Origin of the sequence: Thauera sp. (assembly GCF_034003485.1) — a bacterium.
Classification (GTDB): domain Bacteria; phylum Pseudomonadota; class Gammaproteobacteria; order Burkholderiales; family Rhodocyclaceae; genus Thauera.
The window spans coordinates 65,338-90,435 of record NZ_JAVEYL010000013.1 but is presented as its reverse complement, the minus strand read 5'-3'; the positions used below and the strand labels follow the sequence as shown (position 1 = coordinate 90,435).

Annotated in this window: 25 protein-coding genes; 12 read left to right on the top strand and 13 right to left on the bottom strand. The window is 68.5% G+C overall.

Going from position 1 to position 25,098, the window contains the following annotated elements; translation table 11 throughout:
* Positions 1-26 precede the first annotated feature (26 nt).
* The 7 genes from RBT54_RS09425 to RBT54_RS09395 are packed head-to-tail and all read right to left on the bottom strand — an operon-like array spanning position 27 to position 4,845.
* Entirely contained in the window at positions 27-923 is an 897-nt protein-coding gene (locus tag RBT54_RS09425; protein ID WP_320366489.1) for an ABC transporter ATP-binding protein, read from the bottom strand.
* Positions 920-1,216, bottom strand: a complete 297-nt coding sequence (locus tag RBT54_RS09420; protein ID WP_320366487.1) for an STAS domain-containing protein — start codon at positions 1,214-1,216, stop codon at positions 920-922. The genes RBT54_RS09425 and RBT54_RS09420 overlap by 4 nt, the downstream gene beginning before the upstream one ends.
* Positions 1,213-1,878 (bottom strand): ABC transporter substrate-binding protein, encoded by a 666-nt coding sequence (locus tag RBT54_RS09415; protein WP_320366485.1) that lies wholly within the window; start codon positions 1,876-1,878, stop codon positions 1,213-1,215. Before RBT54_RS09415 ends, RBT54_RS09420 begins: the two co-directional genes overlap by 4 nt.
* A gap of 9 nt (positions 1,879-1,887) precedes the next feature.
* Entirely contained in the window at positions 1,888-2,736 is an 849-nt protein-coding gene (locus RBT54_RS09410) for a VacJ family lipoprotein (RefSeq protein ID WP_320366483.1), read from the bottom strand.
* Positions 2,737-2,765: 29 nt separating this feature from the next.
* The gene (mlaD, locus tag RBT54_RS09405) at positions 2,766-3,236 is read right to left on the bottom strand and encodes an outer membrane lipid asymmetry maintenance protein MlaD (RefSeq protein WP_320366540.1); all 471 of its coding nucleotides are present in this window, start codon (positions 3,234-3,236) and stop codon (positions 2,766-2,768) included.
* Positions 3,237-3,238: 2 nt separating this feature from the next.
* Positions 3,239-4,027, bottom strand: a complete 789-nt coding sequence (gene mlaE / locus RBT54_RS09400; protein WP_320366479.1) for a lipid asymmetry maintenance ABC transporter permease subunit MlaE — start codon at positions 4,025-4,027, stop codon at positions 3,239-3,241.
* Positions 4,024-4,845: an ABC transporter ATP-binding protein gene (locus RBT54_RS09395; protein WP_320366477.1), complete on the bottom strand. Its 822-nt coding sequence runs from the start codon at positions 4,843-4,845 to the stop codon at positions 4,024-4,026. The genes mlaE and RBT54_RS09395 overlap by 4 nt, the downstream gene beginning before the upstream one ends.
* A gap of 218 nt (positions 4,846-5,063) precedes the next feature.
* Between RBT54_RS09395 and RBT54_RS09390 the strand changes: the two genes are divergently transcribed.
* The 7 genes from RBT54_RS09390 to RBT54_RS09360 all read left to right on the top strand — a co-directional run bounded on the left by RBT54_RS09390 (position 5,064) and on the right by RBT54_RS09360 (position 14,021).
* Positions 5,064-6,848 carry a type II secretion system protein GspD gene (locus RBT54_RS09390; RefSeq protein ID WP_320366475.1) on the top strand — a complete coding sequence of 595 codons (1,785 nt, stop codon included), beginning with the start codon at positions 5,064-5,066 and terminating at the stop codon, positions 6,846-6,848.
* A complete protein-coding gene (locus RBT54_RS09385; protein ID WP_320366473.1) occupies positions 6,845-8,557 on the top strand; it encodes a GspE/PulE family protein in 1,713 nt (570 codons plus the stop codon). Before RBT54_RS09390 ends, RBT54_RS09385 begins: the two co-directional genes overlap by 4 nt.
* Positions 8,554-9,753 (top strand): type II secretion system F family protein, encoded by a 1,200-nt coding sequence (locus RBT54_RS09380; protein ID WP_320366471.1) that lies wholly within the window; start codon positions 8,554-8,556, stop codon positions 9,751-9,753. The genes RBT54_RS09385 and RBT54_RS09380 overlap by 4 nt, the downstream gene beginning before the upstream one ends.
* 4 nt (positions 9,754-9,757) lie before the next feature.
* Positions 9,758-11,293 carry a hypothetical protein gene (locus tag RBT54_RS09375; RefSeq protein WP_320366469.1) on the top strand — a complete coding sequence of 512 codons (1,536 nt, stop codon included), beginning with the start codon at positions 9,758-9,760 and terminating at the stop codon, positions 11,291-11,293.
* 17 nt (positions 11,294-11,310) lie between these two features.
* The gene (locus tag RBT54_RS09370) at positions 11,311-12,543 is read left to right on the top strand and encodes a hypothetical protein (RefSeq protein WP_320366468.1); all 1,233 of its coding nucleotides are present in this window, start codon (positions 11,311-11,313) and stop codon (positions 12,541-12,543) included.
* Complete coding sequence (locus RBT54_RS09365; RefSeq protein WP_320366466.1) at positions 12,540-13,304, top strand: type II secretion system protein; 765 nt, start codon at positions 12,540-12,542, stop codon at positions 13,302-13,304. Before RBT54_RS09370 ends, RBT54_RS09365 begins: the two co-directional genes overlap by 4 nt.
* A gap of 78 nt (positions 13,305-13,382) precedes the next feature.
* Positions 13,383-14,021 (top strand): prepilin-type N-terminal cleavage/methylation domain-containing protein, encoded by a 639-nt coding sequence (locus RBT54_RS09360; protein WP_320366464.1) that lies wholly within the window; start codon positions 13,383-13,385, stop codon positions 14,019-14,021.
* A gap of 84 nt (positions 14,022-14,105) precedes the next feature.
* On the opposite strand, the gene RBT54_RS09355 is transcribed toward RBT54_RS09360, so the two are convergent.
* Positions 14,106-16,073, bottom strand: a complete 1,968-nt coding sequence (locus tag RBT54_RS09355) for a monovalent cation:proton antiporter-2 (CPA2) family protein (RefSeq protein WP_320366462.1) — start codon at positions 16,071-16,073, stop codon at positions 14,106-14,108.
* A gap of 156 nt (positions 16,074-16,229) precedes the next feature.
* On the opposite strand from RBT54_RS09355, the gene RBT54_RS09350 reads away from it, so the two are divergent.
* The 5 genes from RBT54_RS09350 (at position 16,230) to RBT54_RS09330 (ending at position 20,028) form a co-directional block, all read left to right on the top strand.
* Positions 16,230-17,219 carry a KpsF/GutQ family sugar-phosphate isomerase gene (locus RBT54_RS09350; RefSeq protein WP_320366460.1) on the top strand — a complete coding sequence of 330 codons (990 nt, stop codon included), beginning with the start codon at positions 16,230-16,232 and terminating at the stop codon, positions 17,217-17,219.
* Positions 17,220-17,801: an LPS export ABC transporter periplasmic protein LptC gene (lptC, locus tag RBT54_RS09345; RefSeq protein ID WP_320366458.1), complete on the top strand. Its 582-nt coding sequence runs from the start codon at positions 17,220-17,222 to the stop codon at positions 17,799-17,801.
* Entirely contained in the window at positions 17,798-18,331 is a 534-nt protein-coding gene (lptA, locus tag RBT54_RS09340) for a lipopolysaccharide transport periplasmic protein LptA (RefSeq protein ID WP_320366456.1), read from the top strand. Before lptC ends, lptA begins: the two co-directional genes overlap by 4 nt.
* 35 nt (positions 18,332-18,366) lie before the next feature.
* A complete protein-coding gene (locus tag RBT54_RS09335; RefSeq protein WP_320366454.1) occupies positions 18,367-19,143 on the top strand; it encodes an enoyl-CoA hydratase in 777 nt (258 codons plus the stop codon).
* Between the two features lie 318 nt (positions 19,144-19,461).
* A complete protein-coding gene (locus RBT54_RS09330) occupies positions 19,462-20,028 on the top strand; it encodes a phasin family protein (protein ID WP_320366452.1) in 567 nt (188 codons plus the stop codon).
* A gap of 83 nt (positions 20,029-20,111) precedes the next feature.
* On the opposite strand, the gene RBT54_RS09325 is transcribed toward RBT54_RS09330, so the two are convergent.
* The 5 genes from RBT54_RS09325 to glyQ all read right to left on the bottom strand — a co-directional run bounded on the left by RBT54_RS09325 (position 20,112) and on the right by glyQ (position 25,036).
* Complete coding sequence (locus RBT54_RS09325; protein ID WP_320366450.1) at positions 20,112-20,486, bottom strand: 4a-hydroxytetrahydrobiopterin dehydratase; 375 nt, start codon at positions 20,484-20,486, stop codon at positions 20,112-20,114.
* A 102-nt stretch (positions 20,487-20,588) separates the two neighbouring features.
* Positions 20,589-21,392, bottom strand: coding sequence for a lysophospholipid acyltransferase family protein (locus RBT54_RS09320; RefSeq protein ID WP_320366448.1), 804 nt, complete (start codon positions 21,390-21,392; stop codon positions 20,589-20,591).
* A 32-nt stretch (positions 21,393-21,424) separates the two neighbouring features.
* The gene (gene gmhB / locus RBT54_RS09315) at positions 21,425-21,958 is read right to left on the bottom strand and encodes a D-glycero-beta-D-manno-heptose 1,7-bisphosphate 7-phosphatase (RefSeq protein ID WP_320366446.1); all 534 of its coding nucleotides are present in this window, start codon (positions 21,956-21,958) and stop codon (positions 21,425-21,427) included.
* A gap of 64 nt (positions 21,959-22,022) precedes the next feature.
* Complete coding sequence (glyS, locus tag RBT54_RS09310) at positions 22,023-24,110, bottom strand: glycine--tRNA ligase subunit beta (RefSeq protein ID WP_320366444.1); 2,088 nt, start codon at positions 24,108-24,110, stop codon at positions 22,023-22,025.
* Positions 24,110-25,036 (bottom strand): glycine--tRNA ligase subunit alpha, encoded by a 927-nt coding sequence (glyQ, locus tag RBT54_RS09305; RefSeq protein ID WP_320366442.1) that lies wholly within the window; start codon positions 25,034-25,036, stop codon positions 24,110-24,112. Before glyQ ends, glyS begins: the two co-directional genes overlap by 1 nt.
* Positions 25,037-25,098: the final 62 nt, after the last annotated feature.

The window sequence follows — 25,098 nt, the reverse complement described above, 5'->3', positions numbered from 1 at the left end:
GTGCAGACATGGACGTGGGCGAACGATCAGGCACGGTGCATCACCTCGACGAAGACGCGCTCGAGGTCGGGCTCGCCGAGCTGCATCTCGGTCATGCCCGCCCCCGCTTCACGCAGGCGGGCGAGCAAGGTTTCGACATCCGCATAGCTGTCGAACGCGAAATCCACCCAGCCGCCGTCGCCGGCGAGACCGCCGAGTTCGATGGCACACGCCGGATTCGCCAGGCGCACGCGCAGGCTGTGGGTCGCAAAACGCTGCAGCAGGTTTGCGGTGGTGTCGAGCGCCACCACCTTGCCCGACTTGAGCATGGCGATGCGCCCGCACAGGGTCTCGGCCTCCTCCAGGTAGTGCGTGGTGAGCACGATGGTGTGGCCGTCGTGGTTGAGCTTGCGGATGAACTGCCACAGGCCCTGGCGCAGCTCGACGTCCACGCCGGCGGTAGGCTCGTCGAGCACGATCACCGGCGGCCGGTGCACCAGCGCCTGCGCCACCAGCACGCGCCGCTTCATGCCGCCCGATAGCGCGCGCATGTTGGCGTTGGCCTTGTGGGTGAGATCGAGGCTGGCGAGGATCTCGTCGATCCAGTCGTCGTTGCTGCGGATGCCGAAATAGCCCGACTGGATGCGCAGCAGCTCGCGCACCGAGAAGAAGGGGTCGAACACCAGCTCCTGCGGCACCACGCCGAGATTGCGGCGTGCGTTGCGGTAGTCGGCGACAACGTCGTGACCCATGACTGCGATCGAGCCGCTGTCCGGCCGCACGAGCCCCGACAGCGCCGAGATCAGCGTAGTCTTGCCCGCGCCATTGGGCCCGAGCAAGCCGAAGAACTCGCCCTGAGCAATCTCCAGGTCGACGCCGCCGAGCGCTTTCAGCGCCCCATAGTGCTTGACGACACCGTGAATGCGGATCGCAGCCACGGTCATTGCGGCGGCTCCAGCGGCAGCAGCGAATCGATGTCGTAGAGCGCCGCCAGGCTCGCCATGCCCGCAGGCAGACTACGAACGGCCAGACGGTTTCCCGCCGCACGGGCGCAGCGCATCCAGTCGAGCAGCAGCGCCAGCGCCGCCGAATCCGCAACCGTGACGCCCGCGAAATCCACCACCAGGTCGCCAGCGCGCGCCAGCCGCCGGCCGTCCTCGAGCACCGCCGGCGCCGACGCCATGGTCAGTTCACCCGCCGGGGCAAATACCGTCACCGCGCCGCCTTGTGCGCTCATGCGCCGCGGCTGCCTTCGACCTGATGCAGGCCATGCTGTTCGGCGAGGCTGCGGTTGCGATCTTCCAGCGACTTGATCAGGCCGTCGATGCCACCACGGCTGATCTCCTGCCCGAAGGTGCTGCGGTAGTTGGTGACCAGGCTCACGCCGGCGACGATGACGTCGAACACCTTCCAGCCCTGCTCGCTCTTCTCGAGCATGTAGTCGATGCCGACCGGCTGCGCACCGGCCTGGATGACTTCGGAACGGATCTGCACCCGGGTGTCGGCCGCGGCGAAACGCGAGGGCGGGAAGACGATGCGCTGGTCGCGATACTGGGTCAGTGCGTTCGAGTAGGTGCGCACGAGCAGGGTGCGGAAGGCGTCGGTGAGCTTGATCTGCTGGTCGGGCGAAGCCTGGCGCCAGTCGCGACCGACGGCGAGCATGGTCATGCGACGGAAGTCGAAATGCGGCAGCACCTTGGCGTCGACAAGCTCGATCACGCGTTTGGTGTCGCCGGCCTGGATGGCCTTGTCGGCACGCACGATCTCGAGCACTTCGTTGGTGACGTCCTTGACCAGTGCGTCGGGCGCCCTGGTGTCGCTTGCCGCGGCCGCCGGCAGGATGCCGACGAACAGCAGGCACAGCAGCGGAAAGAGGAAACGGTTCAGCAGCTTATTCATGTCTTGCTCTTAATTCCTGTGAGTTGACGATGCGGTCTCGCGATCGAAGGCCAGTTCGCCGATACCGACGAGTTCCAGGCGTTCGACTGCGGCGGCCGCAGCCGTGTCCACTTCGTCGCCGAGCGGCGCAGCGGACTGGTCGTCGAAATCTTCGTACACACGCGCCTGCTGGCCATCATTGACCTTGTAACGGCGTTGTTCGAGATAGAAGTCGCGCACGAAGGCGTAGCGGTCGAGCGCGGCCTCGTCCAGCGTGCGCTCGGTGCCGAGCAATACCGAACGGCCATGCACGATGCGCGTACCCAGCACGGTGTTGCGCGTCGGCACGTGGTCGATGCTGAAAGGCTCGTTGCCCATCATGTCAGCCGGTAGCGCGACCGCGTCGCGCACCGTGCGCGGCCCGAAGAAGGGCAGCACGATGTAGGCGCCCTCGCCCACGCCCCAGCGCCCGAGCGTCTGACCAAGGTCCTCGTCGTGCTTGGGCAGCCCGGCTTCGCTGGCGATGTCGAGCAGGCCGAGCAGACCCCAGGTCGAGTTGAGCGCAAAGCGCATCAGGTCGCTCATGCCCTCGGCAAACTTGCCCTGCAGCATGTTGTTGAGCCCGATCCAGGGATCGCCAAGGTTACCGAGCACATTGCCGATCCCGGTGCGCATCAGGGACGGCAGCACGGCCTCGTACACCTGCGCAGCGGGCTTGATGGCGACCTTGTCGACCTGGTCGTTGAAACTGAACATTGCCCGGTTGTAGCCCTCGAGCGGGTCGTCCGGGTTGCCGGTGGTGGCGCAGCCGGCCAGCAGCGTGAACGAGAGCGCGGTGACGGCGAGGCCGGCACGGGAAGTGCGGAAGACGTTTGGCATTGTTGTTTTCTCCGGAAATCCTGATGGCCTTACTGCGCCGGGGGCGCGTCGGCGGCGCGATCGAACATGAATTGACCGATCAGCTTCTCGAGCACCACTGCCGACTGCGTGATCAGCACGCGGTCGCCGTTCTTCAGCATCTCGACGTCGGCACCAGCCTCGAGCCCCACGTACTGCTCGCCGAGCAGACCCGAGGTCAGGATCGACGCCGCGGTGTCGGCCGGGAAGGCGTAGCGCTTGTCGACCTCGAGTTCGACCACGGCGCGATAGATCTCGGTGTCGAAGCGGATGCTGGCTACCCGCCCCACCAGCACGCCCGAACTCTTCACCGGTGCTCGCACCTTGAGTCCGCCGATGTTGTCGAAGGGGGCCTCGACGCGATAAGTCGCGCTGCCGTCCAGCCCCGAGAAATTGCCCACCTTCATCGCCAGGAACACCAGCGCGGCGAAACCGATCGCAACAAAAATGCCGACCCACAGGTCAAGCGCGGTACGACTCATCATCAACCCCGGAACATGAAAGAGGTAAGCACGAAATCGATCGCCAGGATGGCCAGCGCCGAGGTCACCACGGTGCGGGTGATCGCGCGCGACACGCCCTCGGCGGTCGGCTGGCAATCGTAGCCTTCGAACACCGCGATCAGCGAAACCACTGCACCGAAGACCGCGGACTTGATCACACCGTTCATCACGTCGTACTCGAATTCCACCGCCGCCTGCATCTGCGACCAGAAGGCGCCGTCATCGACGCCGATCACCACCACGGTGATCAGCCAGCCGCCGAAGATGCCCATCGCCGAGAACAGCGCCGCCAGCAGCGGCATCGACAGCACGCCGCCCCAGAAGCGCGGCGCCACAACCCGCGCGATCGGGTTGACCGCCATCATGTCCATCGCCTTCAACTGCTCGGTGGCCTTCATCAGGCCGATCTCGGCGGTGATCGCAGAGCCCGCGCGGCTGGCGAACAGCAGCCCGGCGATCACCGGCCCGAGCTCGCGCAGCAGCGACAGCGCCACCATCACCCCCACCGCATCGGCCGAACCGTAGCGCTGCAGGATGTCGTAGCCCTGCAGGCCGAGCACCAGGCCGACGAAGAGCCCCGACACCACGATGATCAGCAGCGACAACACGCCGCTGAAATAGAGCTCGCGGATGGTGAGGTGGATGCGGCGCAGCGACTGCCCGGAGTGCATCAGCACCGCGAACAGGAAACGGGTGATGAAACCCAGCCGCCAGATGCCGTCGATGGTCAGCGCGCCGATGTGCCGCAGCGCGGACAGGATTGCGTTCATGCGCCCTCCGCGCCGAGCAGGCTGTCGATCGGCGGCGCCGGATAATGGAAAGGCACCGGCCCGTCGGCCTCGGCATTGACGAACTGGTGCACGAACGGATCGGTCGAGGCACGGATCTCGGCGGGCGTACCCTGCGCGACGATGCGCCCATCGGACACGAAGTAGATGTAATCCACGATCTCCAGGGACTCGTGCACATCGTGGGTAACCATCACCGAGCTCGCCCCGAGCGCGTCGTTCAGGCGCCGGATCAACTTCCCGATGATGCCGAGCGAGATCGGGTCGAGACCGGCGAAGGGCTCGTCGTACAGGATCAGCATCGGATCGAGCGCCACCGCGCGCGCCAGCGCCACGCGCCGCGCCATGCCGCCGGAGAGTTCGCCCGGGTTGAGCTTCGCGGCCCCGCGCAGACCCACCGCCTGCAGCTTCATCAGCACCAGGTCGTGGATGATGTCGGCCGGCAGATCGGTGTGTTCGCGCAGCGCAAAGGCGACGTTGTCGTGGACGCTCATGTCGGTGAACAGGGCGCCGAACTGGAACAGCATGCCCATGCGCCGGCGCAGGGCGTAGAGATCCTTGCCCGACAGGCGCGCGACATTGCGCCCCTCGACCTCGACCGTGCCGCCCGACGCACGCAACTGTCCGCCGATCAGCCGCAGCAGCGTGGTCTTGCCGCAGCCGCTGCCGCCCATGATGGCGACGACCTGGCCGCGATGCACGCTCAGATCGATGCCGCGCAGGATCTCGCGCTCGCCGTAGGCGAAGCGCACGTCGCGCAGTGAAACCAGCGGGGAAGTCTGTTCGGCAGACGTGGACACGGGAAATAGACGACCGGAAAAACCCTGAACTATATCAGAGACGCGCTTCAATTGTCCCGCCGTTGCTGCAACGCAACAATTCATGCGATGGAGACCACCTGCTACGAGATGCGTTCTGCTCCAGATACTTGCAGCCCTGGCGCCGCAGCGCGCGGAACCCACCCGAACAATGCGAAACGGATATTCACTTTTCATCTAAATCCATTTAGCATTGCATCATGCGCCGCCTCGGAAACCTTCTTGCCGTCATCTCGGCCGCCCTCGCCGCAAGCGGCTGCTCGGCCCTCATGCCCGCCCCCGCCCCACTCGGCCACCTCGATGGACGCGCCGCCACGGCCTCCCGGCAGGCGCCACCCGCCACCGGGCACAACGAGCCAGGCATCGAACATGCGCGTCCGCTCGCTATCGAGGCTGCCGCCCATGCACGCGCTGAAGCCGCAGCGCCGAACGCTCGCGCTTACGATCCAGGCCAGCAGCGGCCGGTGCGCGGTTACTCGCTCGACGTGCGCGAGACCCCGGTCGCAGAACTGCTGCTCGCCATCGGTCGCGACGCAGGCCTCGAGCTGGACCTCCATGCCGGCATCGACGGCCGCATCACGCTGCGTGCGCACGACCAGCCGCTGCGCGAGCTGCTCGCACGCATCGCGCGCCAGGCCGACATCCGCTACGAGCTCCACGGCCAACACCTCGTCGTCCGCCCCGACACCCCGGTGATCCGCAGCTATGCGCTCGACTACGTCAATATCAGCCGCGACATGCACGGCACCGTCGCCACCAGCACGCAGATCGCCACCACCGGCACGGCGGGCCAGGGCGGGGGTGGCGGCAGCAGCGGAAACACCTCGGTGACGCAGATCGAGACCCGGGCCAGCAATGATTTCTGGGCCGCGCTCGAAGCCAACCTGGTGAGCATCCTGGCCGAACCCGGCGCGGCCGCGCGCGGATGCGGCGGCGATGCATCCGCGCGCGCCTGCCGCAGCCCGGACGTCATGATCAACCGCGAAAGCGGGGTGCTGATGGTGCGCGCCACCGCGCGCCAGCACGAGAACCTGCGCGCCTTCCTCGGCAGCGTGCAGCAGGCCGCGCGCCGGCAGGTGATGATCGAGGCGACCATCGTCGAGGTCACCCTGGCCGATGGCTACCGCCAGGGCATCGACTGGACGCGCATCGGCGTGCCGGGCTGGAACATCCGCCCCCGCGGCAGCGGCGACGCGCTGTCGGGCCAGCCCACCGTGTCGTATCTTTCGGCGCGCAACGACGTTCGGCTCGAACTGCTGGAGACCTTCGGTACCGTGAAGGTGCTGTCCAGCCCGCGCCTGTCCGTGCTCAACAACCAGACCGCGATGCTCAAGGTGGTCGAGGAGGTCGTCTACTTCCTGGTCGACAGCACCACCACCGAGTACGACGACCGCAAGCAGGCGCGCATAACTGCAACCACCACACCGCAATCGGTCTCGGTCGGCATGGTGATGTCCGTGACGCCGCAGATCAGCGCCGAGGGCGAGATCACGCTCAATGTGCGGCCGACGATCTCCGGCATCTCCGGCTTCAAGGACGACCCCAACCCATCGCTGGGCAACATCCCCAACCGCGTGCCGCAGATCCGCACGCGCGAGATCGAATCCATGCTGCGCCTGCGCAGCGGCGAGATCGCCGTCCTCGGCGGGCTGATGGAGGACCGCGTCGATCACGACACCGGTCGCATCCCGCTGCTCGGCGACCTCCCGGTGGTCGGTGAACTGTTCACCCGCCGCGACAACGCGGTGCGGCGCACCGAGCTGCTGATCTTCCTGCGCCCGCTGCTGATCGACGAACCGACCCTGCAGGCCGGCTACGCCGACTACGCGGCGCACCTGCCAGACGACGATTTCCTCACCGGCACCCCTTCACCCGGGCAGCGCAACTTTCCACACATGCCGCTACGCCCACTGCTCGTACCGGCCGCCACCGCAGCAGCCACACCACCCGACACACCCTCCGCCTCGACCGGAAACCTGCCATGAACGCGCCCCTGCCCATCGGCCAGACCCTGCTCGCCGCCGGCCTCGTCAGCGAGGACCAGTTGCGGATCGCTCTCCACGAACAGCAGGACTGCCGCCAGCCCCTCGGCCACGTGCTTGTCCAGCTCGGCTTCGTCAGCGAGGCCGCGCTGCGCGAAGTGCTCGCCGCACGCAGCGGCATGCCCTGTGTGGACCTGGCTGCCGCGCTCGCCGACCCGGATGCCATCGCGCGCGTCCCGCACGCCCTGGCGCGCCGCCACCGCCTGTTGCCGTTGCAATACGACGCCACCCATCACCGGCTGATCGTGGCCATGGCCGACGCACACGACATCGTCGCCCTCGACCGCCTGCGTGCCGAACTCGGCCCCGACATCCACATCGAACTGCGGCTGGCCGGCGAGGGCGAACTCGGGCGCGCGATCGATCAGCACTACGGCCAGGCCAGTTCGATCGAAGAGCTCGTGCGCGCACTTGAGCAGCGCAATGGTGGCGCCGCTTCATCGGCGCACGACCCGCAGCTCGTCATGCGTCTGGTCGATGCACTGCTCGCCGATGCCGCTTCGCGCGGCGCCTCCGACCTCCACTTCGAGCCCGAGGCCGGCTTCCTGCGCATCCGTCATCGCATCGACGGCGCCCTGCGCCAGGTGCGCGCGCTGCATCGCGCGTGCTGGCCTGAACTCGCCGTCCGCCTCAAGGTGCTCGCCGGGATGGACATCGCGGAGTCGCGCAGTCCGCAGGACGGGCGCATCAGCGTCGCGATCGGCGGACGTCCGATCGACTTCCGCGTCGCCACCCAGCCCACGCTGCACGGCGAGAACATCGTGTTGCGCATCCTCGACCGCGACAAGGGCATCGTGCCGCTCGAGGCGCTCGGCCTGACCCCCGCGCAGTCCGACGACCTCGCACGCATCCTCGCCCGCCCGGAGGGTCTGGTGCTGGTGGTCGGGCCAACCGGTAGCGGCAAGACCACCACGCTGTATTCGATCCTCAATCACCTCAGCACCGAGGCGGTGAACGTGATGACGCTCGAGGACCCGGTCGAGTATCCGCTCGCGATGATCCGCCAGACCCAGGTCGGCGAGGCCTCGCGCCTCGACTTTGCCGACGGCGTACGCGCGCTGCTGCGCCAGGACCCGGACGTGATACTGATCGGCGAGATCCGCGACGCCGACACCGCGACCATGGCGCTGCGCGCCGCGCTCACCGGCCATCAGGTGTTCGCCACCCTGCACGCCAACTCGGTGTTCGGCGCCATCCCGCGCCTGGTGGAGATCGGCCTCACCCCCGAGCTGCTCGCGGGCAACCTGAGCGGCCTCCTCTCGCAGCGCCTCGTGCGCCGGCTGTGCCCGGCCTGCCGCACGCCAAGCCCGGCCACCGCCGCGGAAATGGCCCGTCTCGGCCTGCCCGCCGACACCACGCCCGCCGAGCTGTACCAGGCCGTCGGCTGCCCGGCCTGCGACTTCCGTGGCTATCGGGGCCGGCTGGCGATCACCGAGATCCTTCCCATCGACGCCGAGCTCGACGAGCTCGTTGCGTGCCGTGCGCACACTGCCGAACTGCGGGCCGTGGCGCGGCGCAAGGGCTTTTGCAGCCTCGCCGAAGACGGCGTACGCCGCGTGCTCGACGGCAGTACGAGCGTCCGCGAACTCGCGCGCGTGGTCGATCTGTCGCCCCTGGCCCCGACATCGGGCACGGCGACCGCACTCGCATGAGCAGCTATCGCTACCGCGCCCTCGCCGAGGACGGCCGTCGCGTGCGCGGCGAGCTCGATGCGGCCGACCTGGTCGAACTCGAGCATCGCCTGCATGCGCAGGGCCTGCTGCTGATCACCGGCCACCCACGCCGCCCCGGCGTGCTGGGTGCGCCCCGCATCCCCCGCCGCGAACTGATCAACTTCTGCTTCCATCTCGAACAACTGCTGGAAGCGGGCGTACCGCCGTTCGAGGGCCTCACCGCCCTGCGCGACGCGATCACCGAGCCGCGCCTGCAGCGCACGATCGCCGCGCTCCTCGCCGACATCGAGCGCGGCCGCCCTCTGTCCGAAGCAGCCGCACGCCAGCCGCAGGCGTTCTCGCCGGTGGCGGTGAGCCTGTTGCGCGCAGGCGAGACCGCCGGTCGCCTGCCGATGGCCGTGCGCGACATCGGCGCGACCCTGGTGCAGGAAGATGCGCTCGCCACCCATGCGCGCCGCATCAGCGTGTATCCCGCAATCGTCGCCGCCATCCTGCTGCTGGCGATCGTTGTCGCGCTGACCCAGGTCGTCCCCGAGGTGGAAAAACTGCTGCGCAGCACCGGCCAGTCCCTGCCGCTGCAGACCCGCCTGCTGGTCGGCGTGTCGCAGGCGGTGCGCAACTGGGGCTGGGCGATGCTGCTCGCACTCGGCGCCGGGCTGGCGATCGGCGCGCAAGCCCTGGCGCGTTCCGAGCCGTTGCGCATCCGTGCCCACGCGCTGCGCCTGCGCGTGCCGCTGATCGGCGAGATCCTGCGCAAGCTGGCCCTGGCACGCTTCGCCGCCCTGTTCGCCACCCTCTACGCGGCCGGCATCAACATCATCGACGCCCTGCGCGCCAGCGAGGACGCCGTGGGCAATCTCGCCTTGCGCGAGGGCCTGCGTGCCGCCCGCCAGGGCATCGAGCAGGGCCAGCCGATGTCCGCGGCCTTCGAGGCCGCGCAAGTTTTCCCGCCGCTGGTCACGCGCATGCTCCGCCTTGGCGAGCACACCGGCGGCCTCGACCAGGCGCTGAACAAGGTGGCGAGCCTTTACCAGCGCGACGTGGCCGACGGCATCGCCCGCCTGCAGGCCGCCGCCGAACCGGCGCTGACCGTGCTGATGGGCGGCATGCTGCTGTGGATCGCAAGCGCGGTCCTCGGCCCGATCTACGACATCATCACCCGCCTGCCGGTGTAGGCCCATGCTGCGCAAACCGCTCCTGCTGGCAATCGACGCGCTCGGCCTCGAAACATGGCAAATGCATGGCGACACGCTCGTCCGGCTGGCGGGTTTCTCCCCTGGCGAGGCGACCGCGCTGCACACCTGGCTGGCCGGACGCGGGCATCACGAGCCATGCCGGATCGTGGTCAACCTGGCCGACGAGGCGTACGAGACCGAGGACCTGCCGCGCGTGCGCGGCGCCGACCGCAAGGCGCTGATCGAGCGCCGCACGGCGGCCTGGCTTCCGCACCCAGAGTTCGCCCGGGCGTGCTCGCTTGGCCCCACACCTGATGGCCGCAAGGGTTTCGAGCGCCTCCTGTTCTCCGGTCTGGAGCGGGCGGAAGAGCTGCGCCCGTGGCTGGACGCGGTGCGCGCGAGCGGAGCCCGCATCACACACCTGATACCGGCGGCCAAGCTTGTCCCTGCCGTACTCGCCGCCACCCCGGACAGCCCCGGAGCCACTGCGGGACCGCAACTGGTCGCCGGCTTCGGTCGCACCGGGCTGCGCATCACCCTGGTCGCCGACGGCCGCGTGCACTTCTCGCGCCTGGTCGGGCGCTGCACGCTGGCCGACGCGGCGCAATCGCCGGCGTGGCTGCAGGAGATCGAGCGCACGCGCGACTATCTGCTCGCCCAGCATCGCCTGCCGGGCGACGGCTCGGTGCCAGTGTCGGTGCGAGTGCTTGAGACCGTGGATTCGGTGCACCTGCCGCCGGAATCCGCTGCCCGTGCGGCGGGGGAGACGGGCGGCGCGCTGAGCTTGCTGCCGACTTTCGTCCGCGCCGTCACCGCGCACGACCGCGAGGTGCAGGCCGCGCGCCCATCCTTCGACAAGCTCCTTGTGCTCGCCTTGCGGCATGCGCCTGCCGACCTCGGCTGGCGGCCGGCGATCATGCGCGGCGGCAGGCTGCCTCTCAGTCCGCGCATGCTGGCACTCGCCAGCCTGATCGCGTCCGCGATGCTCGGAGGCGGCGCCTGGTATGTCGAGCGCGAGGCGGTCGCTGCCGAAGCGGCTGCCCGTGCCGCCCGGCACCAACTCGTCGTCGAACCTGTCCCGCAGGCCCCGCCTCCATCCCCCACGCCCGAGATCGCTGAGACGTCCGTCACTGCCACCACCCTGCCGCCGACCGAACCGAGCCCGTCTGACGCAGCACCGCCGCCACCCTGCCCCGCACCCGAATTGCCGACGCCCTCCCTCGCCCTGCCTCCCGCGCCCACGCCACGGCGTATCGACGGCATCCTGCTGCGCCCTGACGGCGAAGCCATGGTCTGGCTCGACGGCACCCTGATGCACGCAAGCGAAGCCGGCCTGCAGCCGGCCATCGGCAGCGAACCAGCGCTGTCGCCCGCGCACGCTCAGCGCAAGCGTCTGCGCACGGGGGACCAGTGGGCGGGGCCAGCGCGGTCCGCGGCAGCGCCATCGGCATCCGCACGCGAAGCGGCCGTCGGCGCACAGCTCTCTCCGGCGGTCTCCGCACACGTGTCGCAAGGCCCCGCTCCGGAAGCGCATCCATGAACCCGCACAGGTCCTCAATGTCACGTGCGCGCGGCCAGGCGCTGATCGCCGCGTTGCTGCTGGTCACCGTACTGGCCGCCGGTGCGCTGCTCGCGAATGGCGACCTGCGCGCCCACGCCGAGGCCCTCGCCCACGCCCGCAGCCTCGAAGCGCTCGCCCAGGCGCGCAGCGCGCTGATCGGCTACGCCATCAGCTACGAGGAGCGCCACCCCGGCGAAGGCTACGGCTTCCTGCCCTGCCCCGACAGCGGCAACGACGGCTCGACCCCGATCGGCGCGTGCGGTGCGCGCGGCGTGGCCGCGATCGGCCGGCTACCGTGGCGCACGCTCGGCCTGCCGGATCTGCGCGACGGCTGGGGCGAATGCCTGTGGTACGCGGTCGCCGGCAGCGCCAAGCACAACCCGAAGCCACTCACGCTGAACTGGGACAGTCCCGGACAGTTCGAACTCCTGACGGCCAGTGCCGACAGGCTGCCGGTGGCGGCGCCCGACGGCCGCGCAATCGCGGTCGTGTTCGCGCCCGGCCGTGCGCTCGACGGACAGGTACGCCCGCCCGGACGCCCCTTCGGCTGTAGCGGCAGCGACTCCGCGCCGGCCGACCTCGCGCAGTATCTCGACGAAAGCTATCCACCCGGCGCTACCGGGCCAGTCCAGATCACTCAGGCTGCATTGCGGCCGGGCGAAGAATCAGCCGCCAACGACCTGACGGCCTGGCTCGGGACTGACGATGTGTTCGACGCCCTGCGCCAGCGCCACGACCACGCGGCCTATGTCGATGCGCTCATCGACCGGGCGGCGGCGGCACTGTCCGCGCGTCTGAACAGCGGGGGCGAGGACTGGCTGGCCATACACGCGGCGAGGACCGGCAGCCTCGCCATCGGCATGCTGCCCGCCGCCGAGGCGCTCGGCATCCCTGCCGGCGAGCGCATGCAGATCGACCTCTGGCGCGACCAGATGCGCTTCGCCGCCTGTCCCGACGGCGACACCTGCATCACGGTCAGCCGCAACGACCCACCGCTCGTCGAACACTGCCGCGCAGCCCTCGCCTTCGGCGGTGAGCGCCAGCGCAGCGGACCAGCGCGGCAGGATCGCGTCACGCCGGCGCAGCGGGCCGAGCTCACGCAGTTCTTCGAAGGCATCAATGCCACAAACCTGATCACGGGAGAGCCTGCGTTCGCGGGTACGGCCCGGTTCGCCACCCCCGACCGCGATCAGCCCGCGACCGCCGACGTCATCCGCTGCCTGCCATGAACACCCCCATCGCCACCATGGCCCGCCCCATGTCCGCCCCTGCTCGCCAACGCGCAAGTGTGTCGAGGGGCTGTCTACGCGCTCGCGCCTGGCGCCGCATCCACGCCCACGCTGCCGGCTTCACGCTGGTCGAACTGGCCATGGTGCTGGTCATTCTGGCGCTCCTCGGCGGCAGCCTGCTGGTGCCGCTCGCCAGCCGCATCGAGGCCCGCGACCGCCAGGTCGCGCTCGAGCGCCTGCGGGACATCCAGAGCGCGCTCACCGGCTTCGCGATCATCCACGGCCGCCTGCCGTGCCCGAGCACAGAAACCGACCCTGCCGATCCGCGCTACGGGGTCGAAGACGCCGCGCCGTGCAACTTCGCCGTCGAGGGCCGCCTGCCGTGGCGCAGCCTCGCCCTGCCCGCCACCGATCCCTGGGGCAGCACGCGCCTTGCGCCCGCCGATGGCTGGGCTGGGTACTGGCGCTACCGCGTCGACCCGGCCTTCACCAGCGCGCCGGTCGGGGCCGCGACTGCCCCGACAGGCAATCTGCAGATCCGCAGCCATGACGGCAGCCGGATCACGACCACCGACTCGCAGGCGGTGGCGATCGTGTACTCGACCGGCCCCAACCGTCAGGCCGATGGCCTCAACGCAAGCTATTCGGCGGCCGCGCCGAGCTACCAGGCCGGCGAATCCACGGCCGACTTCGACGATCTGCTCGCCTGGCTCGGCCGCCCGCTGCTGATCGCCCGCGTCGCGCAGGCCGGGCGCCTTTAATCGCGCCCTTGACGCGCCTTCTTCAGCCCACTCGCACACCCATCACCCACCGCCACGCCAACCCAAGGAGACCCACACATGAAAAAGCCCCAGAGCGGCTTCACCCTCGTCGAGATCGCCATCGTCCTGCTCATCGTCGGCCTGCTGCTCGGCGGCGTGCTCAAGGGCCAGGAGCTGATCGACAGCGCCAAGGCCAAGAACCTGGCCCAGGAACTGCGCAGCATCCCGGCGATGGTGCATGCCTATCAGGACAAGTTCCGCGCGCTACCCGGGGACGACGTAGCCGCGATCCGCCACCTGTGCAGCGGGGGCGACACCTGCACGACGGTAGGTGACGGCAACGGCTTGATCGACGGCGACTGGGACGCCACCAGCGGCTTCGAGACCGTGCGCTTCTGGCAGCACCTGCGCCTGGCCAACCTCATGACCGGCAGCACCGACACCGACGACGCCGGCTTCCTGCCGCGCAATGCCTTGGGCGGACGCCTCGGCGTCCAGCGCGGCAACAGCGTGCTCGGCGTCCCGGGCAGCGTGGTGGTGTGCTCCGACGCAATCCCCGGCAAGATCGTGCGCCAGCTCGACATCGCCCTCGATGATGGCGACCCCGCGCGCGGCTCGTTGCGCGCGGGTACCACCGGCGCCACCGGCCTGGTGGCGATCTCGGCGGCCAACCCGCTGGAGGACGCGAACAGCCATACGGTGTGCGCAAGCCTCTGATCACCCGGCAAATAGCCGATCGCCCGCCGTCCCGAACAGCAAAGCGCCCGCCCGCCAGGCTGCGGATTCGCGCAGGCGCCCCGCTCAGCCGCCCAGCAACCGCTGCTCGGCCACCTCCAGGCCGCTCGGACCTCCGAGCAGCACGACCACATCGCCGGCCTCGATCCGCGTCTCCACCCCCGGTGACAGCGCGCGAATCCCGCGCCGGCGTACGGCCGACACCGTCACCCCGCACTCATCGAGCTTCATCTCGCCGAGTGCCCGCCCGACCACGGCTGCGCCCGGCGGCACGCTCACCGAGCGCAGGCGGGCCTCGTTCGCGTCCATGCCTTCGCCACTGTCGCTGCTGCCCTGGAAGAAGCCGCGCATCAGCGCATAGCGCTGGCTGCGGATCTCGCGGATGCGCCGCACCACGCGCTTCAAGGGCACACCGATCAGCGCCAGTGCGTGCGAGGCGAGCATGATGCTGGCCTCGAAGGCCTCCGGCACCACCTCGGCGGCACCGGCCTGGGCGAGCTTCTCCATGTCGGCCTCGTCACCGGCTCGCGCCACCACTGGCAGGTCAGGGCGTAGCGCATGCGCGTGATGGATCACGCGCAGCGCCGCCTCGACCTCGCCGAAGGACACCACCAGCGCGCTCGCGCGCATGATGCCCGCCGCCATCAGGGTCTCGCGCCGGGCGGCGTCGCCATAGACCACCGTGTCGCCGGCGGCGCCGGCCTCGCGCACACGCTCTGGATCGAGGTCGAGCGCGACGTAGCTGACGTTCTCCTGCTCGAGGAAGCGCGCCATGTACTGGCCGCTGCGTCCGTAGCCACAGACGATGATGTGCTTCTCGGTATTGAGCGACTGCGCCGCCACCCGGGTCAGCTCCATCGAGCGCATCAGCCACTCCGAGGCCACGAAGCGCATCACCAGGCGATCGCTGATCTGTACGATCAACGGCGCCATCAGCATCGACAACACCAGCGCCGCCACCGCCACCTGGGCGAGCCCGTGCGGCATCAGATCCAGCCCGAGGATCTGCGACAGCAGCACGAAACCGAACTCCCCGCCCGCGCACAACCACAAGCCCGAGCGCATCGACGTGCCCGGCGGTGAGCCGAACAGCCGCGAGGCCGCGAACACGATACCGAACTTGACCACCAGCAGGCCGAGCAGCAGGCCGAGCACCGCCGGCAGGTTGCGCAGGATCTCCATGACGTCGAGCAGCATGCCGACGGTGACGAAGAACAGCCCGAGCAGCACGTCGCGGAAGGGCTTGATGTCCTCCTCGACCTGATAGCGGTACTCGGTCTCCGAGATCAGCATGCCGGCGAGGAAGGCGCCGAGTGCCAGCGACAACCCCACGCGCTCGGACAGCCACGCCAGCCCGAGGGTGATCAACAGCACATTGAGCATGAAGAGCTCGGTCGAGCGGCGCTTGGCCACCAGCGTGAACCACCAGCGCATCAGGCGCTGACCGAACACCAGCACCAGCAACAGCAACAGCACCGCCTTGAGCGCCGCCAGGCCGAGCGTGAACAGCAACTCGTCCGCGGGGCGCGACAGCGCCGGCAGCAGGATCAGCAGCGGCACCACCGCGATGTCCTGGAACAGCAGCACGCCGATCACCTCGCGCCCGTGGCGGCTGTCGAGCTCCATGCGGTCGGCGAGCAGCTTGGACAGGATCGCGGTCGAGGACATCGCCAGCGTGCCGCCGAGGGCGAAGCTGGCGATCCACCCGAGGCCGAACAGCCGCCCGAGTACGGTGACCAGCGCGATGCTGGCCAGCACCTGCACCAGGCCGAGGCCGAACACGATGCGCTTCATCGCCATCAGGCGCCCGAGCGAGAACTCGAGACCGATGGAGAACATCAGGAACACCACGCCGAATTCGGCCAGATGGCTTGCGCCCGCCGACTCCTGCATCAGGTTCAGCGCATGTGGCCCGCCGATTGCCCCGACCAGCAGATACCCCAGCACCGGCGGCAGGTTCATGCTGCGGAACAGGGCGACCATGACCACCGCTGCCGCCAGCAGCAAGACCACGAATTCGAGCGTATTGAGCATGGTGGCGAGCGTCGCAGGGCCACAGGCGCGCCGGGCGGCGCCCTGGATGTTTGTTATACAATCCGGCGATCGGGTCGAGCGCAGCACGCATCACATCTGCATCCGGCCGCCGGCCGCGCCGCCATCCCTTTTCTGCCAGTGTAAAGCATCGATTCCATGGACCCAATTTCCGCTTCCGCCGACAGTCGCGCCGTCGCCCTCGCGCGTCGCGTGCTGCGCATCGAGGCCGCGGCCGTCGCCGCGCTGGCCGACCGCATCGGTGAAGAATTCGAGCGCGCGGTCGACATCATCCTCAAGCGCCATGGCCGCGTCATCGTCACCGGCATCGGCAAGTCGGGCCACATCGCGCGCAAGATCGCCGCCACGCTGGCGAGCACGGGCACGCCGGCGTATTTCGTGCACGCGGCCGAAGCCGCGCACGGCGACCTCGGCATGATCACCCCCGAAGACGTGGTCCTCGCGCTGTCGAACTCGGGCTCGAGCGAAGAACTGCTGATGATCGTGCCGCTGGTCAAGCGCCAGGGCGCGCGCCTGATCGCGATGACGGGCAAGGCCGATTCGCCGCTCGCCCGCCAGGCCGACGCCCACCTGGAAGCCGCGGTGGCCGAAGAGGCCTGCCCGCTCAACCTCGCCCCCACCGCCAGCACAACCGCGGCGCTGGCGCTGGGCGATGCGCTCGCGGTTGCCCTGCTCGACGCGCGCGGCTTTGCCGCCGATGATTTCGCGCGCTCGCACCCCGGCGGCGCGCTCGGCCGCCGTCTGCTCACCCACGTCGGCGACGTCATGCGCCCGGCGGCTGCGGTGCCGCAGGTGGGCGCCGACGTCCCGCTCACCCAGGCCCTGCTGGCGATGACCGCCGGCGGCATGGGCATGACCGCGATCATGGACGCCGCCGGCGTGCCGCAAGGCATCTTCACCGACGGCGACCTGCGCCGCGCACTCGAGAAGGGTGCGGACGTGCGCGCCGCGTGCGTCAGCGAAGTCATGACCCGCAATCCGCGCACCATCGGCCCGGGCGCGCTCGCCGTCGAGGCTGCCGAGATCATGGAGCGGATGCGCATCAGCCAGTTGCTGGTCATCGGTGACGACGGGCGGCTCGCCGGCGCGCTCACCACGCACGACCTGATGCTCGCCAAGGTCATCTGAATGCTTATCGACACCTGGCGCCTCTATCCCATCCTCGCCCTGGCCGCGCTGGCCGGTGGTTCGGTGTGGCTCGAGCGCGTCACCCGTGCCGACGACCCGGTGATCCAGGGCGAGCAGACCGGACCGGACTTCATTGCCCAGAACACGCGCGTGGTCGGTTTCGGCGCCGATGGCCGCCAGCGCTACGAACTGCTCGCCGACCGCCTGGAGCATTTTCCTGTGGGCGACATCACCCGTCTGCACCTGCCGCGCCTGCGCATGCAGGGCGAGGACAACGAGACCCTGATCACCGCGCGCAGCGCCGACGTGTCGCCCGGTGGCGAGCAGGTCGACCTGGCGGGCGAGGTCAAGGTGCGCCGCCCGGGCACGGCCGACGCCCTGCCGCTCACCCTCGACTCCGAAACCCTGACCGTCTGGCCCGACGCGCACCGCGCACAGACCGACTCGGCGGTACTGCTCACCCGCGGCAGCGGCCATGCATCGGCGCAGGGCATGCGCGCTGACAACCTGTTCGGCACGCTCGAACTCATCGGCGAGGTCAAGACCCTGATGCCGCCCCGCCGCCAAGGATCACCCTCATGAAACGCCTGCTTCTGACCTCCCTGCTCACCGCAGCCCTCACCGGCGCCAGCCTGCCCGCGCTCGCCGAGAAGGCCGACCGCGACCAGCCGGTCAACATCGAGGCCGACCGCCTCACCGTCGACGACCGCAACAAGGTGCACATCTTCGAGGGCAGCGTCGTCCTCACCCAGGGCACGCTGACGATTCGCGGCGACAAGCTGGTCGTGACCCAGGACGCCGCCGGCTTCCAGAACGGCGTCGCCACCGCCGCGGGCAAGGGTCTCGCCACCTTCCGCCAGCGTCGTGATGGCACCTCCGAATACGTCGAGGGCGAAGCCGAGCGCATCGAGTACGACAGCCGCAGCGAGAAGGCCAAGCTCTTCGTCCGCGCCAAGGTCACCAGCGGCGGCGACCAGGTCACCGGCCACTACATCGAATACGATGCCATCACCGAGAACTACCTCGCCACCAACGCCCCCGGCAGCAAGGCGGGCACCCCGCCCAGCAGGGTGCGCGCGGTCATCCAGCCGAAGTCCGACGGCGGGCAGTAACCCCCACTGACACGAACAACCAGCAAGGAGACAGCATGAGTTTCGAGATGATCATTGCCGAAAAGCGCGGCCGCGTCGGCCTCATCACCCTCAACCGGCCCAAGGCGCTCAACGCGCTCAACGACCAGGTGGTGAATGAAATCACCGCTGCACTGAACGACTTCGAATCCGACGAGGGCATCGGCGCCATCGTCATCACGGGCTCCGAGAAAGCCTTCGCCGCCGGCGCCGACATTGGCGCGATGGCGAGCTTCTCCTATATGGATGCCTACAAGAGCGAATACATCACGCGCAACTGGGAGCGCGTGAAGACCTGCCGCAAACCGGTGATTGCCGCGGTGGCGGGCTTCGCGCTCGGCGGCGGCAGCGAGCTGGCGATGATGTGCGACATCATCATCGCCGCCGACACCGCCAAGTTCGGTCAGCCCGAGGTCAAGCTCGGCACCCTGCCCGGCGCCGGCGGCACGCAGCGACTGCCGCGCGCGGTGGGCAAGTCGAAGGCGATGGAGCTGTGCCTGACCGGCCGCATGATGGACGCGGTCGAAGCCGAACGCGCCGGTCTGGTCGCGCGCGTGGTGCCGGCCGACAAGCTGCTCGAGGACGCGCTCGCCACCGCGGAAACCATCGCCGGCTATTCCCTGCCGGTAGTCATGATGATCAAGGAGTCGATCAACCGCGCTTTCGAGAGCAGCCTCAACGAGGGCCTGCTGTTCGAGCGTCGCGTGTTCCACTCGGCCTTTGCCCTCAATGACCAGAAGGAAGGCATGGCCGCCTTCGTCGAGAAGCGCAAGGCCCAGTTCCGCCACGACTGAGCGCGAACGATCTCCCAGGATGGATGCGACCGGCGCAATGCCGGCCGCATTGTTGCAGCGCGGTCACAAGTCCGCAATCAAGGGGCTGCAAACTGCCGTCTCCCACGCGCATAGTTGCATTGCAGCGAAACCATGCGAAGGACGCGGACGGCACACGCAAGCGATTGATTAAATCAATCAAGTCAACATTGTGCGATGCACAATTTTTAGCTTGACACCCCGGATCGGGTACGTATAATCCGAACCATGCTGCAACGCAACATCGCAGCTAAGCAAGCGATGTTGAAGCAACCCCACACTTTCATCCTGGAGATTCAAATGAGCAATTTCGTCGCCCCCGAGCAGTTCGCCGCCGCCAACAAGGCCAACATCGAAACCCTGCTGACCCTGGCCAACACCGCCTTCGCCAGCGCCGAGCGCCTGGCCGCCCTGAACCTGAACACCGCCCGTTCGCTGCTGGAAGACGGCGTGGCCAACACCAAGGCCCTGCTGGCTGTCAAGGACGTTCAGGAACTGGTCAACCTGCAGGCTTCGCTGGCCCAGCCGATCGTCGAGAAGGCCGTCGCCTACGCCCGTAGCGTCTACGAGATCAGCTCGCAGAGCCAGGAAGAAATGGGCAAGGTCTTCGAAGGCCAGGTCGCCGAAATGAACAAGGGCGTGGCTTCCGCGCTCGACAAGGCTGCCAAGTCGGCGCCCGCCGGTTCGGACGTTGCCGTCGCCGCCGTCAAGTCGGCCATCGCCGCCGCCAACAGCGCCTACGACAGCATGAGCAAGGCTGCCAAGCAGGTCGCCGAGATCGCCGAAGCCAACGTGGCTGCCGCGACCAACGCCACCGTCAAGGCCGTCAGCACCAGCTCCAAGGCCGCTGCCAAGAAAGCTGCCTAAGCTTTCTCAGCCTGGCTGAACGAAAAAGCCCTGCAGTAATGCAGGGCTTTTTTGCGTCTACGCGCGACGTCCGATCGATGGCATCAGTCGTACTTGATGTAGCGGAACCGGGCGTCGTCGTTGGGCGTCCCCTCGAGCACACCGCCTTCTTGCCCAGGCTGCCACTGCACCACCTCCTCGATCTTCCGAGCCAGTGCAAAATCGCGCTCGGTCACGCCCTTGGATGAATGGGTGCACAACTTCACGATCACGAAGGCGTAGGACACCGCCAGATCCGGGTGATGCCAGGCCGCCTCGGCAAGGTGGCCGACGACATTGACCACCATCAGCGTGCCCTTCCAGCCACCGGTGCGGTACTTGCGCCGGATCCAGCCGTTTTCGTAGTACCAGTGCGGCAGCTCGCGCGCCAGGCGCACGCCGATCTCCGTCTCGGAAAGGGGTATCAGTTCGTCGCTCATCGCGGTCTCCTCAGGATGGGGAGCGATCAATGTAGCGAACGCATGCAGGCAGGTCCACACCATGAGCACGCAGCGCGCACACGATGGCGGGAGACAAGATGCTCAGGCGCGCTCTTGCTCGTCTGCGGTCGTGACCGGCACCTCGGCAGCCTCCGCCTCGGTCTTGTCCGCAGGCGGCACGACCTCGTCCGCATAGTGATGCGGAAACAGCCGGCGCATCTCGGCTTCGATCCACGCCTCGGCGCGCGCACTGACTGCTTCGGCCTTTTCGCCCTTGACCGGGATGAGCGGGCCTATGCTGACGACGATCTCGCCCGGGCGCTTGATGAAGGCGTTGCGCCGCCAGAACTCGCCCGCATTGTGTGCGATCGGCACCACCGGCACACCGGCGCGCTTGGCGAGGATGGCGCCGCCGGGCTTGTAGCGACGGGTCGTGCCGGGCGCCACGCGCGTGCCCTCGGGAAACACCACGACCCACAGGCCTTCCTTCAAGCGCGCCCGGCCCTGCTCCACCACCTGCGACATCGCGTCCTTGCCGGCCGCGCGGTCGATCGCGATGCCCGGAATGCTCGCCAGGCCCCAGCCGAAGAAGGGCACGCGCAGCAGTTCGCGCTTGAGCACGTAGCACAGCGGCGGCAGGATCTGCTGCAGGGCGATCGTCTCCCACGCCGACTGGTGCTTGGACAGCACCACCGAAGCCGTGGCCGGCAGATTCTCGCGGCCGATCACGCGGTAGCGGATACCGAGCACATGGCGGATGACCCACATCATGATCGGCACCCAGGTGGTGATCAGCCGGTGACGCGTCATCGGCGGTGCCCAGAAGATCAGGATGCCGAACAGGGCGTAGGGAATCGTGACGATCGCGAGGATGATGGCGAACAGGAAGGAGCGGATCAGGTGCACGGCAGGGCTCGGGTAAGGTCGCGCGTGAGACGTCAGGCCGTCAGCTCGACCGCGACGGCATCGAGGTCGGGATAGATCAGCGTACCGGCGGGCAGGTCGGGGCTGGCGCGGGTGATCTCGCCCTTGCCGGTGAGAACCAGATAGGGCTTCGCACCCGCGGCCACCGCTGCCTGCAGGTCACGCAGGCTGTCGCCCACCACCGGCACCCCGGCCAGATCGACGTTGAAGCGCTCGCCAATCTGCAGCAGCAGACCCGGCTTGGGCTTGCGGCAATCGCAGGTGGAGTCGGCCGCATGCGGGCAGAAGAAGATCGCGTCCAGACGACCGCCGACCTGCGCCAGACTTCGCACCATCTTGTCGTTGATGGCGTTGAGCGTATCCATGCCGAACAGGCCGCGGCCCACGCCCGACTGGTTGGAGGCGACCACCACCCGCCAGCCCCACTGGTTGAGGCGGGCGATGGCCTCGAGCGAACCCGGGATGGGCTTCCACTCATCGGGCGACTTGATGAACTGGTCCGAGTCGACGTTGATGACGCCGTCACGGTCGAGAATGATGAGCTTCATCGGCATGGTCGTTTACCCCGGGTTCTAGTGCAGGCGCGCCGTCACGCGACGGCGCGCCGTCAGCTCAGGCCGACAGGCGCGAGATGTCGGCCACCTGGTTCATCAGGCCGGCAAGCTGCGCCAGCAGCGCGATGCGGTTGGCTCGGGTCAGTGGCTCTTCGGCCATCACCATGACGTCCTCGAAGAACTGGTCCACCGCCGCACGCAGGCCGGCGAGCGCACACAGCGCGTCGGTATAGTCCTCGTTGGCGACGTGTGAGCGCACCAGCGGCGCGACCTCGACCACCTGGCGGAACAGCGCCTTCTCGGCGTCCTCCTGGAGCAGCGCGATGTCGGGCTCACCGGGCGTGCCTTCCGCCTTCTTGAGGATGTTGACGATGCGCTTGTTGGCAGCGGCAAGCGCCGCGGCCTCGGGCAGCGCGCGGAAGGCTTCGACCGCGGCGAGCTTGGCCGGCACCAGGTCGATGCGCGCGGGCTTCAACGCCAGCACGGCGTCGATCACCGCGCCGTCGCGGCCCGTCTCCCGGAGCAGGTTCTTCAGGCGCTCGAGCATGAAGTCCTGCAGTTGCGCGGCGAAGCCTTCTGCGCTGAGCAGGCCGGGCTTGAAGCCGGCGGCGGCGACTTCGATCAGCTTGGGCAGCTCGAGCGGCAGCGGCGCTTCCATCAGGATGCGTAGCACGCCAAGCGCGGCGCGACGCAGCGCGAACGGGTCCTTGTCGCCGGTCGGCACCATGCCGATGCCGAAGAAACCGACCAGCGCGTCGAGCTTGTCGGCCAGCGCCACGGCGGCGGCGACGTTGCCCGCGGGCAGCGCGTCGCCGGCGAAGCGCGGCTGATAGTGGGCCTGGATGGCGTCGGCCACCACCTCGCCTTCGCCGTCGGCGAGCGCGTAGTAGCGGCCCATGATGCCCTGCAGCTCGGGGAACTCGCCCACCATGTCGGTGACGAGGTCGGCCTTGGCCAGGCGTGCGGCGCGCTTCGCCGCAGCGACGTCGGCGTGCAGCAGGGCGGCGATCGCACCGGCCAGCGCCTCGACGCGCTCGACGCGCTCGAGCTGGCTGCCGAGCTTGTTGTGATACACGACGGGCGCCAGGCGCGGCAGGCGAGCCTCGAGCGTCTGCTTCTTGTCCTGCTCGAAGAAGAAGCGCGCGTCCGACAGGCGCGGGCGCACCACGCGGGCGTTGCCGGCGATGATGTTGCCTGGATCCGCCACCCGCATGTTGGAGACAATGAGGAAGCGGTTGAGCAGCGTGCCGGTACCGTCGAAGAGCGGGAAATACTTCTGGTTGGCGCGCATGGTGAGGATCAGGCATTCCTGCGGCACGGCAAGGAATTCGGCCTCGAACTCGCCGACGTACACCGTCGGATGCTCGACCAGCGCGGCGACCTCGTCGAGAAGGTCGGCATATTCATTGAGCAGCGCGCCCTGCTTCGCCGCCTCGGCGAGCAGTTGCGCTTCGATGTTGGCGCGACGCTCGGCGAAGTTGGGGATGACCTTGCCTTCGGCGAGCAGCGTCGGCTCGTAGGCGTCGGCGGTGGCGATGTCGATGTCACCGCGGCTCATGAAGCGGTGGCCGCGCGTCGTGCGACCGGAATCGAGGTCGAGCACGCGGCCCGGCACCACGTCGGCGCCGTGCAGGAAGGTGAGCTTGTGCACCGGGCGCACGAAGGTGGCATCGCCGTCGCCCCAGTGCATCACCTTGGGGATCGGCAGCGCCTTGATCGCGTCCTGCACGATGCCAGCCAACACGTCGGCGAGCCTGGCACCGGGCACCATGGCAGTGTGGAACAGCGCCTCGGCCTTGCCGTCCATGCGGCGCTCGAAGCCGGAAACGGCGTCTGCGGGGATGCCCTTGGCTTCCATCTTCTTGAGCAGCGCCTGGGTCGGCTTGCCCTCGGCATCGAGCGCGACCGACACCGGCATCAGCTTCTCGGTGACTTCCTTCGCGGCGGCTTCAGCAGCCACCTGTGCCACCGTCACCGCCAGCCGGCGCGGGCTGGCGAAGGTGCGGAAAGGCGCGTCCGCCGGTGCCAGGCCCTTGGCCTTCAAGCCTTCGGCGATCTTGGTGGCGAAGGTTTCGCCCAGGCGCGGCAGGGCCTTGGGCGGCAGCTCTTCGGTGAGCAGTTCAACGAGCAGGGTCGCGCTGGTCATCACGCGGCCTCCTTGGTGGTGTTCAGCATCGGGAAGCCGAGGGCTTCGCGGGATTCGAAATAGGCCTGCGCCACCGCGCGCGACAGGTTGCGGATGCGGCCGATGTAGGCGGCGCGCTCGGTCACCGAGATGGCGCCGCGGGCGTCGAGCAGGTTGAAGGTGTGCGCGGCCTTGAGCACCATCTCGTAGGCCGGCAGCGGCAGGCCGACCTCCATCACGCGCCTGGCTTCGGACTCGTAGTTGGTGAACAGCGAGAACAGGAAGTCGACGTTGCTGTGCTCGAAGTTGAAGGTCGATTGCTCGACCTCGTTCTGATGATAGACATCGCCGTAGGTGACCTTGCGCCCGTCCGGCGCGATCGACCACACCAGGTCATAGACGTTTTCCACCCCCTGCAGGTACATCGCCAGGCGCTCGATGCCGTAGGTAATCTCGCCCAGCACCGGCTTGCAGTCCAGCCCCCCGACCTGCTGGAAGTAGGTGAACTGGGTGACCTCCATACCGTCCAGCCAGATCTCCCAGCCCAGACCCCAGGCGCCGAGGGTGGGGTTCTCCCAGTCGTCCTCGACGAAGCGGATGTCGTGCACCATCGGATCGATGCCGAGCGCACGCAGGCTGTCGAGGTAGAGCTCCTGGATGTTGAGCGGCGAGGGCTTCAACACCACCTGGAACTGGTAGTAGTGCTGCAGGCGGTTGGGGTTTTCGCCGTAGCGGCCGTCCTTGGGGCGGCGCGAGGGCTGCACGTAGGCGGCGTTCCATGGCTCGGGACCGATCGCGCGCAGGAAGGTGGCAGTGTGGCTGGTGCCGGCGCCCACCTCGAGGTCGTAGGGCTGCAGCAGCACGCAGCCGCGCTCGCCCCAGAAGTGCTGGAGCGTGAGGATGACTTGCTGGAAGGTCGGTTTCACGAGTCGGTTTTCAGTGGTCATGGTCTCGGGCAGCCTCCGGGCCGCGCAGCGCACGCAAAAGGAGTGATTTTAACGGGCTTCGC